The 14,376-nt window shown below is 48.5% G+C and carries 16 protein-coding genes; 2 read left to right on the top strand and 14 right to left on the bottom strand.

The window, feature by feature from the left end; genetic code table 11:
- Positions 1–5 precede the first annotated feature (5 nt).
- The 8 genes from AF_RS06945 to AF_RS06980 form a co-directional block, all read right to left on the bottom strand.
- A complete protein-coding gene (locus AF_RS06945; RefSeq protein WP_010878873.1) occupies positions 6–488 on the bottom strand; it encodes a 4Fe-4S dicluster domain-containing protein in 483 nt (160 codons plus the stop codon).
- Entirely contained in the window at positions 485–2,464 is a 1,980-nt protein-coding gene (locus tag AF_RS06950; protein ID WP_010878874.1) for a CoB--CoM heterodisulfide reductase iron-sulfur subunit A family protein, read from the bottom strand. The genes AF_RS06945 and AF_RS06950 overlap by 4 nt, the downstream gene beginning before the upstream one ends.
- A gap of 139 nt (positions 2,465–2,603) precedes the next feature.
- Positions 2,604–3,071: a hydrogenase maturation protease gene (locus tag AF_RS06955; protein WP_158296886.1), complete on the bottom strand. Its 468-nt coding sequence runs from the start codon at positions 3,069–3,071 to the stop codon at positions 2,604–2,606.
- A complete protein-coding gene (locus tag AF_RS06960; protein ID WP_010878876.1) occupies positions 3,064–3,759 on the bottom strand; it encodes a cytochrome b/b6 domain-containing protein in 696 nt (231 codons plus the stop codon). The genes AF_RS06955 and AF_RS06960 overlap by 8 nt, the downstream gene beginning before the upstream one ends.
- A 1-nt stretch (position 3,760) precedes the next feature.
- The gene (locus AF_RS06965; RefSeq protein WP_048064380.1) at positions 3,761–5,461 is read right to left on the bottom strand and encodes a nickel-dependent hydrogenase large subunit; all 1,701 of its coding nucleotides are present in this window, start codon (positions 5,459–5,461) and stop codon (positions 3,761–3,763) included.
- Positions 5,442–6,500 (bottom strand): hydrogenase small subunit, encoded by a 1,059-nt coding sequence (locus AF_RS06970; RefSeq protein WP_331279782.1) that lies wholly within the window; start codon positions 6,498–6,500, stop codon positions 5,442–5,444. Before AF_RS06970 ends, AF_RS06965 begins: the two co-directional genes overlap by 20 nt.
- A gap of 117 nt (positions 6,501–6,617) precedes the next feature.
- A complete protein-coding gene (locus tag AF_RS06975) occupies positions 6,618–6,911 on the bottom strand; it encodes a hypothetical protein (protein ID WP_231487457.1) in 294 nt (97 codons plus the stop codon).
- Between the two features lie 129 nt (positions 6,912–7,040).
- Positions 7,041–7,940: an IS481-like element ISA0963-3 family transposase gene (locus AF_RS06980; protein WP_010878880.1), complete on the bottom strand. Its 900-nt coding sequence runs from the start codon at positions 7,938–7,940 to the stop codon at positions 7,041–7,043.
- Between the two features lie 189 nt (positions 7,941–8,129).
- Here AF_RS06980 and AF_RS06985 point away from each other — a divergent pair, with 189 nt between their 5' ends.
- The gene (locus AF_RS06985) at positions 8,130–8,498 is read left to right on the top strand and encodes a response regulator (RefSeq protein ID WP_010878881.1); all 369 of its coding nucleotides are present in this window, start codon (positions 8,130–8,132) and stop codon (positions 8,496–8,498) included.
- Positions 8,499–8,564: 66 nt separating this feature from the next.
- Here the strand turns inward: AF_RS06985 and AF_RS06990 are convergent, their stop codons facing one another.
- The 3 genes from AF_RS06990 to AF_RS13125 all read right to left on the bottom strand — a co-directional run bounded on the left by AF_RS06990 (position 8,565) and on the right by AF_RS13125 (position 9,508).
- Positions 8,565–9,014 carry a type II toxin-antitoxin system VapC family toxin gene (locus AF_RS06990; protein WP_010878882.1) on the bottom strand — a complete coding sequence of 150 codons (450 nt, stop codon included), beginning with the start codon at positions 9,012–9,014 and terminating at the stop codon, positions 8,565–8,567.
- A complete protein-coding gene (locus AF_RS13120) occupies positions 8,995–9,204 on the bottom strand; it encodes a hypothetical protein (protein WP_372429227.1) in 210 nt (69 codons plus the stop codon). The genes AF_RS06990 and AF_RS13120 overlap by 20 nt, the downstream gene beginning before the upstream one ends.
- 163 nt (positions 9,205–9,367) lie before the next feature.
- Positions 9,368–9,508, bottom strand: a complete 141-nt coding sequence (locus AF_RS13125) for a hypothetical protein (protein ID WP_010878884.1) — start codon at positions 9,506–9,508, stop codon at positions 9,368–9,370.
- Positions 9,509–9,556: 48 nt separating this feature from the next.
- Here AF_RS13125 and AF_RS06995 point away from each other — a divergent pair, with 48 nt between their 5' ends.
- A complete protein-coding gene (locus AF_RS06995; protein ID WP_010878885.1) occupies positions 9,557–11,503 on the top strand; it encodes an IGHMBP2 family helicase in 1,947 nt (648 codons plus the stop codon).
- Positions 11,504–11,634: 131 nt separating this feature from the next.
- Here the strand turns inward: AF_RS06995 and AF_RS07000 are convergent, their stop codons facing one another.
- The 3 genes from AF_RS07000 to AF_RS07010 are packed head-to-tail and all read right to left on the bottom strand — an operon-like array spanning position 11,635 to position 14,358.
- Positions 11,635–12,345 carry a branched-chain amino acid ABC transporter ATP-binding protein gene (locus AF_RS07000; RefSeq protein ID WP_010878886.1) on the bottom strand — a complete coding sequence of 237 codons (711 nt, stop codon included), beginning with the start codon at positions 12,343–12,345 and terminating at the stop codon, positions 11,635–11,637.
- Positions 12,311–13,084 (bottom strand): ABC transporter ATP-binding protein, encoded by a 774-nt coding sequence (locus AF_RS07005; protein ID WP_048064383.1) that lies wholly within the window; start codon positions 13,082–13,084, stop codon positions 12,311–12,313. The genes AF_RS07000 and AF_RS07005 overlap by 35 nt, the downstream gene beginning before the upstream one ends.
- On the bottom strand, positions 13,081–14,358 hold the full coding sequence (locus tag AF_RS07010; protein ID WP_010878888.1) for an ABC transporter substrate-binding protein: 1,278 nt from the start codon (positions 14,356–14,358) through the stop codon (positions 13,081–13,083). The genes AF_RS07005 and AF_RS07010 overlap by 4 nt, the downstream gene beginning before the upstream one ends.
- Positions 14,359–14,376 lie beyond the last annotated feature (18 nt).

Raw genomic sequence — 14,376 nt, forward strand, 5'->3', positions numbered from 1 at the left:
ACACCTCACCGAATTAAGCCCAGCTGGGACATCTCAGTGCATTCAATGATCTTTTCAACTTCATCCACACTGCCAATTTCGGGAAGGTCGAATTCAGCTCTCAGTTCGTTGTTAATCTGCACGGCAAAGCCAGTAGTATAAACCCTCCTCAAAAGCTCCTCAGCCCTTGAGGGAATAGAGAATTCCCTCGTCTGAATTCTTCTGAAGGCAAAGTAAACGTGAAATGGGTTTACATCTCTCGTGCAGATTTCTATGCACCTCCCGCACGCAACACAGGCCCACGGGGAGGGGTCGAAGAGAATGTCCTCCCTCAGGCCGAGAGTTATAACCTTGAAGAGCTTCTTGTTGGGGAAGTTGAAACCAGCAATTGCAACAGGGCAGACCGACATGCACGCTCCGCACTGGATGCATCTCCCAATTCCTTCCCCACCAAACTTTGAAACCTCCTCCACAACGTCATCATGCCTTGGCAGCCTCACAACTCTCATAATATCGCCTCCAGCTGGGAGAGAATTTGCTCTCTTGTGAATCCAGCTAAATCAACAGCGTTGGCAGGGCAGACGGAGCTGCAGATTCCGCACCCCTTGCACCTTCTCGTGTCAACCTCAGCCCTCCCGTTAACGGATATGGCCTCGTAAGGACAGGCGCTCGCGCATATACCGCACCCCGTGCAGAGTTTTTCATCAACAGTAGCCAAAAAGGGCTCAAGCTGTATGAAGTCCCTTCCGAGAATTGCCGCTGCTCCCGCGGCAGCCGCCTTTGCCTGAGAAACAGTCTCGGAAATGTCCTTTGGCCCCTGACAGCATCCGGCGATAAAAATCCCGTCAAGCCAGCTCTCAACCGACCTCAGCTTGGGGTGGTCTTCCTTCAGGAATCCTGAGGTGTCAACGGAGATTCCAAGATTCTTTGCCAGCTTCCTTGCATCCTCACTCAGCTCTATAGCAGTTGCGAGGACAACCAAATCCGCCTCAACTTCCACAGGAGTGCCGATGTCAGCATCAAATCCGAGAACTCTAAGCCTGCCATCTGGAAGCTCCTCAATTCCCCCCACCTTGCCCCTGATAATCTTAATCCCCATCTGCCTCGACTGGGTGTAGTACTCCTCCAAGTCCTTCCCCGGAGCCCTGACGTCAATCATGTGTATGTAAACGTCAATTTCCGGGTTTCTTTCTTTAATTAGCCTAGCCTGCTTGAGCATGTACATGCAGCAAACTTTGGAGCAGTAGGTGTGGTACCTCACGTCCCTGCTTCCCACGCATGAAATGAACGACACAGTTTCAGGCTTCTTCATGTCGGATGGCCTGAGAACCTTCCCAGCTGTGGGGCCCGTGGGGGAAAGAATTCTCTCAAACTGCAACGCTGTAATCACGTTGGGAGAGGGAGGGAGGTACTCCTTGAAGTTCTGCTTTTTCATAACCTCGTAGCCAACGGCAACAACTATTGCACCAACGTTAACCTCAACAATCTCGCCCTCCGGATTCCACTCTAACGACCTGTTTATCGCCCCCGTAGGGCAGGCTTTCTCACATGGGGCGAGGTACTCCTTCCCTCCTCTCAAAAATCTTCTCGTGCCAAGCGTCTTCTTCCCGCAGTTCACACAGCTTTTTGGGTCGTGAACGGCCTTCCTCGGTATTGCGTAGGGAGAAGCGATGTACATTGCCCTTCTCTTCGTTAAGCCCTCATTGAACTCATCCTCAGTAACCGCTCTTGGAGGGCAGGCCTCAACACACGCCCCACAGCCTATGCACTTGTCCCAGTCAACATAAGTCTGCTTCTTCCTGATTTTCACCTGAAAATTCCCCACAGAGCCTTTAACCTCCTCAACTTCCGCATAAGTAATCAGCTCGACTAAGGGGCTCGATGAAACCTCTGAAATAAGAGGATAAAGGACACAGGAAGAGCAGTCGTTCATCGGGAAAATCCGATCAAACTTCATCATCTTTCCGCCTATGGATGGCTCCTTCTCAACCAGATAAACCTTAAACCCCATTTTTGAGAGCTCAATGGCCGCAGTTATGCCCGCCACACCCCCGCCAATAACCAGAGCACTATCGTTAACATCCAGACACAGCTCCTCAAGAGGCTGGAGCTTTCTCGCCTTGGCTATCGACGATGCCAGCAAACTCTTGGCTTTTTCGGTCGCATTCTTCTCATGCACCCAGCTGCACTGCTCTCTGATGTTGGCAATCTCAAGCATGTATTTTGATATCCCGGCCTTCTCAAGAGTTGCTCTGAAAAACTTCTCGTGATTTTTTGGGGAACAGGCGGCAATAACCACCCTATCAACCTTTCCCGACTTTATATCGTCCCTAATCATCTCCTGCGCAATTTCGGAGCACATGAAGAGGTGATCCCTGACAACGCTAACCCCCTCACTGCTCTTCGCAAACTCCACCAGCTCATCAATATCGACGTTTGAAGAGATGTTCTCACCGCAGTGACACACGTAAACGCCAATTTTCATCCAAATTCATTTGAATTCCAGCTTTAAATCATTTTATAAATAATTACATACATGAAAAATTGTAAAAGTTAATAGATGCATGAAAAATTGTGCAATTTTTAGTTGAAAAAAGTTAATAAATTAATATGTTAACTAACTTTTATGTGGGAGCTGGCTTTAGTCGTTGGACTCGCGTTCTTCGGATCCTCGCTCTTCTACCTGATGAGGGAGTGACCAGTTTAACAATTCTTTTTACCACTTTTTTTACGGCCTCCTCAGCTTCAGAGGACATCTCAGAAAACTCTGCAAGGTTTTTCACCTCTGCACCGATGAGAATCACTCTGGGCATTGCCTGAATCGCACTCATCGCCGATATGGCGTAGAAAATGTCGAGGTCGTGGATTGACGCAATTTTCCTTTTCAGCACTCTCTCGACCGGTAACCTGTAAACTCTCCCCGGCTTTCCGCCGAAATTGACCGCATCAACTATCACAACGACGTCGTAAAAAAAGAAGTAATTCACGAGATCAAAGCTTCCCGTTCCACCATCCATCACGGTGACGTTTTTTGGCAGCCTTCTTCGCTTGAGCTCCTCCACAACTCTGATGCCGAGGCCATCATCACCCATCAGCGGGTTCCCTACTCCCACGACCAGAATCCGAGACAACTTTTTCCCTCCTGTAGCCGCTTATCATTGATGACAGCGTTCCGAATATCGTTGCTGCGTAGGCGTGCATTATCATCACTGTTGCATAGAGAAACATCGTCAGCCTGTGAAGACCTCTTATGAATGCGTAGCTGTTGTCAGTCCCGAAAAGTAATCCCATCTTCTCGGCAGCAGAATACACCGGGCCGAAGTATTCAGGATAGAGCATTGCCAGCCCCGTAATCCCTATGATTGCCGTAAGAAGTACATACGTCCAGAAGACGAGCACCTGACTTGGGATTATTTTCTCAACATATTCCCTCCTTCTTGGGTCGTAGGCTCTTGGGTCGCCAACATGTCCACCCTTTATCCACGCAACAGCCTCCTCCAATACGAACTTGATGCTGTAGGGTATCCTTGAAGGTTTGATCCACTTCCACTCCTCTGCGATGCTGAAGTACATGAACAGAGTCCACAGCCCAGCGAAGACGAAGCTCATCCTTATGTGAAGTGCGTAAGCATCATCGAAAAGGGTAAACCCAAAAAGTTTTGAGAGCTGCATTCCTGAGAGGGCGGTGATTATCCCAGTAACCACTATTCCCCAGTGGCAGCTCCTCACAAACTTCGAGTGCCTTTCAACGGCCACACTTCCGCATTTCTTGCACTCCATACTACCTCACCACGTGGACAGCGCAGGCAATGCACGGGTCGAAGCTTCTGACGACCATCAGGGTGAGAGAGGTGTTGTAAATCTGGCCGTTCAGCCTTTCAATGTTCAGCTCTGCAAGGCCGAGGGGTGTTAGGGCTGCAGCTAAGGCATCTCCCCAGCTCATCGCTCCCAAACCCAAGGCGGAGAGGTCAACGTCCTTTTCGGGGTAGATGGCGTTGCAGATTTCAGGTACACTCAGATTTGGCAGCCAAGTACCCTCTAATGCTGTTTCAACTGGCCCGGGCTGCCCGAAATCGTCTCTTGGGCTTAGATTCCACGTGCTTGGCACAACACACTGGTAGTTGGCTATTTTGTGGTCTTTAACTTTAATGTAGTGCAGCAAACCTCCTCTTGGCGCATCCCAGAGGCCAAAACCCTCGCCCTCCTTCGGCACATTCCTGTAGTTGGTAACCTTCTGGTTGGTGTAGGATTTCAGCTCAAGCAACCACTCAAAGACTTTCTGCGAAGTTAAGATTGTAAGAGCGACTCTCGCAGCGAGCCTGTCAATAACAGACCCCTTTGGATTTAGCACCTCATACTCAAAGTAGCCGTGGTCTTCTCCAGTCACAGGATTGCGGATGGGTATCTTCCATCTTGTGCCGTAAGTGTTGAGCATTCTGGCAAGCGGTCCCACTTCATAAACCTTTCCGTCGTATCTGGGAGCCTTCAACCACGAGTATGCTTCAGATTTGTTTTTATCAGGTTTAGGTGCGTCCTCATCTTTCGGATTAAGCCCGCTCTCATTGTCGTACCACGAATACCTGACATATTCAGCTATTTTTGAGATGTCAAGGGGCTTTGAGCTTCCATCCCACGCTCCAGCGTGTATCAGAGCGCTGCTCCTCTTTGAAGGTGAATCAAGCACTGAAAGCCAGTCATCGTAGTTCTCATGATCGGGGAAGAGGCCGTAGCTGAGGAAGTTTCCTGTTGACGCCCCAACATCCTGAAGCCCCCTGAAGTTGATGTCGAGGAGTGAGCTTACCGCCTCACCAACCTTCTCGTTGGCCTCAAGGAGGTTGTAGAAATCCTTGACCATCGTTTCAGCAACCCACCTCCATATTTCGAACATTCTGGCAAGAGAGGAGGCAATTCTGTCCTCAGTCGGCCTGACCGCCATACCTCCCGGATACTCGCTCTGGTGGTGGGGGAACTTTCCTCCCCAGATTGCGACAATTTCGTTGGCCTTCCTCTGTATCTCAAGAGCACCAACGTAGCTTGAGCCGATTCCCAGCTTCGAGACACCTTCCTTTCCAAGTGCCGGAGGCACCATGGGTGGATACTTGCAAACAACCCCGAGTTCGGGGCCGAGAAGAATGTAAGAGTGGATTATGTGGTCGTAAATGTAGTAAGCTCCGTGAAGAACGTTTCTTATTAGAACAGCCACCGGTGTGGGTGTGACGTTAAATGCCGCCTCTATCGCCTGAATGGATGCTTCCGCATGCGGAGCGGGACAAACACCGCAAATTCTCTGAGTTATAATCCAGGCATCTCTTGGGTCTCTCCCTCTCAAAATCGTCTCCCATCCCCTGAATAGGGTTCCGCTGCAGTAAGCCTCCTTAACAACATCCCACTCTCCCGTGGAGGTTTTTAGCTTTTCTGGAGAGAGCTCAACTCTGAGATGACCCTCTATTCTCGTTACGGGGTCAATAACTATCCTGCTCATCCTTCTCACCTCTCAGTTTTCTTCTCACCGCATGAACGCCAATTCCCACTGCGGTTGCACCAAAGATGCCAGCCCCAAGCGTTGTTGGATTCAACCCGAGGAAGCTGGGGATTGACGGGAGCTCAGCGTAGAAGGGTGAGAACTTGTCCGGCCATCCCGGCTCTGAGCATGCAATGCATGGGGCCCCTGCTTCGACGCAGTAGCTGGTCTTGCCGTTCCACCTTCTCGAGGGGCAGTCTGTAAAGGCAACAGGCCCCTTGCATCCAATCTTGAATCTGCATCCATCTCCGTTTCCGGGCTCCTCAATGAAGACTCCTCTGTCATACAGAGGTCTGTAGGGGCAGAGCTCGTCATGCATGTTTGTGCCAAAAAGGGCCTTTGGCCTGCCATGCTCGTCAAGGTCAATCTTAGCCCCCATTATTACAGCTGAAAGAATGATGACGACATGCTCCCCATTAACGGGACAGAGAGGAAGATTGATAACGGGCTTTGCAATACCTTCCTCTCTCAGGAACTCTGAAAGTCCCATCGCCCCGGTAGGATTTGGATTTGCCGCAGGTATGCCTCCAAAGGTTGCACACTGGCCGACAGCAACTATGGCATCAGCAACCTCTGCGGCCTCCCTAACGTGCTCCCTGAAGTCCTTTCCTGCTACCACACAGTAACCGGGTTTCTGGACAGCCCCTTCAACAACAAGAATCCTCTTGCCCTTCTCTCCAGCTTTCCACCTCTCCTTAAGCTTTTCAGCGAGTGTTCCTGAGGCTGGATGTATCGTTTCCATGTAGTCGGGAAGAGCTATCGGCAATCCAGACGTCCCAACGATAATCTCAGTTAGAATCTGCACCAAATCCGGATTCGACGCTTGAGCAAAGGATACCGTGCATCCCGTGCACGCTGCCCCGTTCAGCCAGCAAATGTGCCAGTAATCCTTCTTTGCCTCAACTGCTCTCACTATGTCCCCTTTATACGCGCTCAGAAAAGCTGAGGCACCCATGGCCGCAACAAGCTTCATAAAATTCCTTCGGGTAAGGCTCATCATCACAGACCCTCCATTTTTATCCTTAGCATTTTCAATTAATAAAAAAGATTTCCATTAAAAAAAATGCAGAAAAGTTAATATTTTTAATTTCTTATTCTTTTTTAAATGCATTTAAAATCATGTATCATTTTCCATAATATCGATAATGCTCTTGATTTGCTGGGCAATCTTCTGCCCTTTATCAGTCAACCTTATAATTTTTGTTCGACCCTCAAGTTCGCATTCGACCATTTTTGCCTCTTCAAATTTTTTTATAATCAGCCAAACGTAGCTGTGAGGGCTGTTTACCTTGCTGGCAATGTATTGGATGTAAACGTCATTACCGCCAAGGCTTTCATAATAGATTGTCATCAAAATCTCAAGCGCTTTTTCTTTAAAGAGAAGCTTGATTCTTTCGTCCTCCACCCTCATCGAAAAAATTGTACAAATCTACAATTAAAAAACTTTACTTCCTAAAAAATCGCAATCCAATTTGTCTGCGTCTGAGGTTTTTAAACCCATAATCCAAAAAAGCAACAACTGTGATATCCCGAATTAATTTCACTCCTCAAACAACCACCTCCCGTACTCAAACACCCTTTCAGCAGGTAGCTTCCTCAAAAAGGCCTGATAGGGAGTCTCCAATTCGTCGAAATTCAGGCTCATGTGAGGCTTAACGTAATTGTACCAATAAATGAACTCATCCAAAGAATCAAACAGATGGATCTTCTGCTCCATCAAACCAAAGAACCTCTCTATCTTTCCATTCGTTTGTGGATGGTTTATTCTGGCAAGAACATGCCTTACTCCATTCTCGGCCAAAAACTCCCTGAATCTATGCTTGGCCTTCTCTCTGCTTTTAGCTGCAACAAACTGAGTTCCGTGATCTGTGAGGATCTCATCCGGAATGCCATACTCCCTGAATCCCACTTTCAGGACTCTAATCGTGTTCTCAGTCGTAGCTGAATCGAAGACTCCGTAACAAGTAATAAAGCGGGAAGCATCATCCATGAAGGCTATAATCCATTTCTCTCCAAGCCTCTTCCAGTCTCCCTGCCATAAAGACATTGAGTGGGTTCTTTCGTATCTAACCCATTTCCTTCGTTTCTTCTTGCTCATGTTCTCCTCCACCAAACCGTGTTTGAGTAAAACTTTGTAGATTGTATTATGGGAGATGTGGATGCCGTAATCCCTTTCTATCAGCCTTTCCAATGGTACTGGGCTGAGTCTGTATTTTTTGTAGGCCTGCAGGATTATTTGCTCTGTCTTTTCGTCAATTGGTTTGGGCTTTCTTCCTGCTTGTTTGAGTTCTGGAATCTGGCCAGTTTCCTCATATTGTTTTTTAAGCTGGTAGATTCTTCTTGGTGTAACTCTCATCACAGCGGCTATTTCCTTTACTGGAGCTCCCTTGTCAAGCTGTCTGATTATCCACCTGATCTTTTTGTTCGTTAGTTTTCTCACATGAAGTGGGTGTTTAGTAGTGAAATAATTTAGGGATACTACATCGCTGATTCCCAAAGCTGAAATTAAAGAGGTAAGGAATGCGGCGCATCTGGCAAAGATAGAGAATCCAGAGGAGTTCAACCTCTACGTAGTGGAATTTCTAAAGAGATAGTAAAATTTTTAAATGTTGAGGATAAAATTAGGTAAATGAAGCAAAAGCCGAGAGTGCTGATTGTGGAGGACGATGCGGCCATTCTCGAGGCAGTTCAGCTGATGATCTCGGACAGATACAATCTGCTCACTGCCACAAACGGCGAGGAAGCTGTAAGGCTTTACAAGATGTTCAAGCCCGACATTGTCCTTATGGATATTGCCATGCCTGTAATGGATGGAGTTGAGGCAGCGAAGGAAATTAAAAAATTCGACCCAGATGCAAAGATTATCGGCATTACAGCCTATGCCAGACGGAGGGGGCAGGAGCTGCTCGATGCTGGCGCTTTAGAAATTCTTGAAAAGCCCTTCACAAGGAAGAAGCTTCTGGAAACAATTGAAAAGTACCTTCCGTCTGAGGAGTAGCCATTTTATCCTCTATCTCCCCACTTACCCCATCTCTTGGAGTAGGTGTCGTCCTTCTCCCTCACCCTACCTATCACCTCCGACGTAGTCTTCGAGAAATATAACGTCAAAATCCTTCTCCACTTTGTCGGGCATCTCCTTCTCTCTCTTTCTGAAAACTGCTTTGCAGTTTTTCAGCTTGGACAGGGCGAGGACGTAGCAGTCCGCAAGGGCGAGGCCGTATCGAAGTTTAACTTTAGCTGCCTCAACGTCGAGCTCGGTTGAGCAGACAACTTCCACTGCGGGGTGCCTTTGTAGCCACTCAACGAACTCCACGGACTTTTCAAGCCACTCTTCGATACCTGCTTCCCTCAGCACTCTCGCAGTGACGTAGCAGATCTCTGCTATGGTGACGTAGGGTAGAAGAACCTCAAGCTGCCCAATAGAGTTGATTACATTTCTTGCTACATCGTGGAGCGGAGACTTCCTGTCAATGTAGTCAACAAATACGCCGGTGTCAATCACCGCCTTCGACACCAAGATCCCTCAGGAGTTTTCTCATTCTTTCCTCGTCGATTTTTCTGGACTCTTTCAATATCTGCTCAGACCTCTCTCCGAGATCGACGAAAATGTCCGGTGGTTCGGGAGAAGGTTCGAGGATTATCTTCTTGCCCTCCAAGTGAACGTTCATGACCGTTCCGGGCTTTATCCCCAGTGCATCCCTTATCTCTTCGGTATGACTATCTGCCCCTTTGAGGAGGTTTTGACCTTTGGCATAATTTGAGTAAGACGGAGTATTACTTAAGTCTTACCTCGAAATGAGCTTCAATCCTCGGATATCTCCCTCATCGCCTTTGCCCATCAGATGCCCGCCCATTTCCGTTTATTCGTTACTTCACCTTTCCGTATAGCTCAACAACGTCATTCTTCCCCTTTCTCTGCTCAGAAGGAAAAGCAATGGCCACTGGCAAATCAAAGCCGCTCGCAACGACATCAATCTCAAAGCAGGGGTAAACCCACCAGTTGTTCATGATATTTTATTCACAATCTCACTTATTAACCTTCCCCCAACTAAGGCTGTGAAAGAGTTCATAGAGGGGTTGATCAGGCTAACAGAGGTTGAGAGAGATGCTCAGATTTCCGCAATGATGGATGAGATAAGGCGGTTGAGCGGAGAGAAGAGAGAAAGGAAGGGGAGGGCTGTTCTGGGGCTGAGAGGTAAGGTGGTTGGAGAAGAGCTTGGCTTCAAGCTTGTAAGGTACGGGAGGAGGAAAGCAATAGAGACCGAGATTTCTGTTGGAGATGAAGTGCTAATCAGCAGAGGTGACCCGCTGAAAAGCGATTTGAGAGGAGTTGTGGTAGAGAAGGGGAGCAGATACCTTACCGTCTCTCTCGAATCCGTTCCGGAGTGGGCGCTGAGGGATGTAAGAATTGATTTGTATGCCAGCGACCTCACCTTCAAGAGGTGGATTGAAAACCTTGAGAATCTGACGGAAAATGGAAAGAGGGCGCTGAAATTTGCCCTTGGCCTTGAAGAGCCCTCCAAAACAGAATGTGAAGACTTCAAGCCTTTCGACTCTTCCTTAAACAGAGCGCAGCTCAAAGCTGTTGGCTGTGCCGTCTCAACTGACGACTTCTTCCTCATTCACGGCCCCTTTGGAACAGGAAAGACGAGAACAGTTGTTGAGGTGGTAAGGCAGCTCGTTAAGAGGGGTGAGAGAGTTCTCGTTACAGCTGAAAGCAACACCGCCGTTGACAACCTCGTTGAGCTTCTCTCAGACATGAAAATCGTCAGGCTCGGCCACCCTTCGAGGGTTGAGAAAAGGCTTAAGGAGCACACCCTTGCCTCCCTCGTCCTCAACCACCCCGATTACAAGAGGATTGAGGAAATTAAGGGGAAGATTGAGGAGATTGAAAGAAGAATGGAAAGGCTGACCAAGCCATCCCCCCAATTGAGGCGTGGTCTGAGCGATGAGGAGATTTTAAGGCTTGCCAGAAGCAACAGAGGGGCGAGAGGTGTTGCAGCTAAAAAAATAAGGTCGATGGCAGAGTGGATTGAGGCGAGAAAGGCTCTTGACCAGCTTTACACGGAGATGAAGGAAGAGGAGGAGAGAATCGTTAAGGAGATCATTGAGGAGAGCGATGTTGTGATTTCGACAAACTCCTCCGCCTTTTTGCTCGAAGAAAGCTTTGATACTGCAGTAATTGACGAAGCAAGTCAGGCAACGATTCCAAGCGTTCTAATACCAATAAACAGGGCGAGGAAGTTCATCCTTGCTGGAGACCACCGACAGCTCCCGCCAACGGTAATGAAGGCAGAGAAGCTTTCAGAGACTCTCTTCGAGAAGCTAATTGAGCTCTACCCTGAAAAATCCCAGCTTCTAAACGTTCAGTACAGGATGAATGAGAAACTGATGGAGTTTCCAAGCAGGGAGTTCTACGGCGGAAGGATAGTGGCGCATGAGAGCTGCACAGCGATAGCCTTAAGCCAGATAGCGAAGAGAGAGGCTGAGAAGCTGAGAGAGATACTTGGAGATGAGCCCCTGGTGTTCATAGACACCTCAAAATGCAAGAACAGGTGGGAGGGAAAGCTTGCGGATTCAACGTCTAGGTACAACAGGCTTGAGGCAGAAATTGTGACAGAAATCGTTACCGAGTTGCTGAAAATGGGCTTAAAAAAGGAGCAGATTGGAGTTATAACCCCCTACGATGACCAGGTTGACCTGCTGAGGGAGAAGGTTGACGTGGAGGTCAGCAGCGTTGACGGATTTCAAGGGAGGGAGAAGGAGGTTATAATCATTTCATTCGTCAGAAGCAACAGGAAGAGAGAGATTGGCTTCCTTGATGACCTGAGAAGGCTGAACGTTTCACTGACGAGGGCGAGAAGGAAGCTGATAATGGTTGGCGATTCGGAAACTCTAAGTGTTAATGGCACCTATGCAAGGCTGATAGATCACGTCAAAAGAAAGGGTGTTTACGTTGAGCTGGATAAAAATGGGAAGCTTGGTGGCAATCCGAAGGGCTGAGGAGTCAAACCGATTATTTAAAGCCTCGCCAATTATCTCAAGGCACGCTTAAGCAGAGGATCTTTGATAAAATCATCAAACCAAAATCGAAGGTAGCAATAATTCTGATTAGGTAAAATCTACAAAAAACTTCAATCAACAATACCCATGCAGAGCTTCTCAAACTTCTCGTGCTCCAGAAGCTCGTTCGCAGTTCCGTTGAAAGCAACCCTACCGCTGACAAGCAGATAAGCATTATCGCTGATTTCTAAAGCTCTCTGCACATTCTGCTCGACCAGCAGGATTGTGAGCTTCAGGTCATCCCTCAGCTTCAGAATTCTGTCGAAGATTATCTCCGCAAACTTTGGCGATAGCTGAGCTGTTGGCTCATCCAGCATGAGAACGTTGGCCTTTCTCACCAGAGCTGTGGCCATTGCCAGCATCTGCCTCTCTCCACCGCTCAGCGTTCCAGCTTTCCTTTTCATGAAGGCCCTTAGCTCAGGGAAGGCATCGAGAGCTGCATCAATCCTGTCCTTCACCTCTTCCTTGTCAACTGTGTAGGCGGCAATCTTCAGGTTCTCTTCAACAGTGAGGTTGGCGAAGACGTTGTCCGTCTGAGGGAGATAGGCGATTCCCAGCTTTGTTCTTGTGTGGGGGGGCAGTGAGGTTATCTCTCCCCCGTTTAGGAAAACCTGTCCCGAGTGAACGGTGGCGAGGCCGAAAATTGATTTGAGCAGCGTTGACTTTCCTGAGCCGTTAGGGCCAACTACCGCTGTAATTGAGTTCTTCTTTATGTCCGCATCCACATCGAAGAGGATGTGGAGTTCCTTATACCCCGCATTCAATTTCACTGTCCTGAGCACCGAGATACACCTCCACCACTTTCGGATTGTTCAGGATGTCCTCCTCCTTGCCCTCTGCAATCACACTGCCGTTGGCCATAACGTATATGTGGTCTGTGTATTTAAGCACTATGTCCAGCCTGTGCTCGACGATGAGAAAGCTGACACCCATCTTTTTAAGCTCAACGAACCTCTCAAGCATGCTGTGAGACAGAACTGGATTTACTCCTGCTATTGGCTCGTCCATTATAAGCAGCTTTGCATCCTTCATCATCGCCCTCGCCACTTCCAGCAGCTTCAGCTGCCCGCCACTCAGGTTTTGAGCTTCACTGTCCCACAGGTGGTCGAGCTTCAGGAATTCTAAAATCCTGAAGGCTTTCTCAACTATTTCCTCCTCCTCTTTCAGCCATCTGCCGCTCACTGAGTGAAAGATGCGCTCTCCGTATCCTTCAGGAGCTATCAGCAAGTTTTCGAGCACGGTCATCTTTTTCAGCGGCTGGGGGATCTGAAAGGTCCTGACTATGCCCAGTCTGCTGATTTCGTGGGGAGGCTTGTTGGTTATGTCCTTTCCCTCAAAGAAAACCTTGCCCTCATCCGCTCTGTAGAAACCAGAAACGGTGTTGATGAAGGTCGTCTTTCCGCTGCCGTTTGGGCCGATGACGAGCGTTATACTGCCCTTTTCCACACCAATATTGACTCTGTTCAAAGCCTTGAGACCGTCAAAAAATTTGGAAAGATTTTGAGTTTGTAAAATCTTCATAGCCACTCTATCTTGTTTTCCGTGAACTTCCAAATGCCGGCAGTCTGCCACTTGCAGTCCTGAGTTACTTCGTAGATTGCGTAGTCACCGCTTGCTCTGTCATTCCACTCGTTGAGCTTTATGTAACCCGAGACCGGCTTTACTCCGTACTCTCCCTTGCTGTACTTCTCCGTCACTTCGGGAATCTTGGCGTTCATAGCATCTGGATCGTAGCTGCCCTTCTCCTTAACGACCTCAATGTAGCTGAGAACCAGCACCCATGCCGCATCGTAGGCGTTTAGAGCGTACTGGTAGGGCGAATCTCCGAACCCTCTCTCCTTGTACTTCTTCGCCAGCTGCTCATAGGCTTCTCCTTTTGATTCGAAGAGCGTGCTCAGCATTCTGACTTTGCTCGCCTTGTCGCAGACTTCGAGCATTTTATCGCTCAGCGCAGTACCATCGCAGCCCAGCCACAGGACGTTCAGCAGTGGGCTGTCATCCTTGGTCTGAGCGAGCATTGTCGCCGCCTCTTCGTAGCTGAAAGCTACAACGGCAACTTCTGAAGCGTCATACTTCTGGAGAGCGTCGTTCAGCTTGCTTTCGAGCGTCGCGATGTACGGGGAGAAGTCCGCCGGTGGTGGTGACGGATATTCTACCGGTTCGCCAACGATTTCAATTCCTGCTGCATCGAGCTTGGGTTTAATAGTCTCATAAAGCCCCTTACCCCAGTCGTTTCCGGTGTAGGTTATGATTACTGCCTTAATGCCAAGGTCCTTGAGTTCAGCCGTTATTGCGTCAGTCTGCAGGTCGTCAGTACCAACAAATCTGAAGATGTACTTCTTATCTTCGGGCTTGGTAATTCCGAGGAGGCTGGGCAGCAATGTGGAAGACGGTGAGATTATTATTATTTTGTTTGACTGTACATACCCCTTTATATTGCTCACTTCTCCGCTACCCATTGGCCCTATAACAAGGTTAATCCCTTTAGAATGCAGGCTCTGAATCTTTTCAAGAGCTATCTTTGGGTCAACCTTGGTGTCCTCGACGTAGAACTCCACAGTGTAGGGCAAACCCTTCTCCTCAAGATACGCGTTTATATCTTCCTTCGCAATTTCCAGCGTGTTCTTGATGCTGTTTCCGTAGGTTGTCAGCGGGCCGGAGAGGTCAATCATCACGCCTATTTTTATTGCTGTTTTCTGACCCTCCCCCGGCTTCTGCTCTGCTGGTTGTGCACAGAGCGCAAGCACTACAGCCATTAATACGGCCGCCAAAACTATTTTGTTCCCCCTTCGCATAGCGTTTATACAACGTTA

The sequence above is a fragment of the Archaeoglobus fulgidus DSM 4304 genome (assembly GCF_000008665.1).
Classification (GTDB): domain Archaea; phylum Halobacteriota; class Archaeoglobi; order Archaeoglobales; family Archaeoglobaceae; genus Archaeoglobus; species Archaeoglobus fulgidus.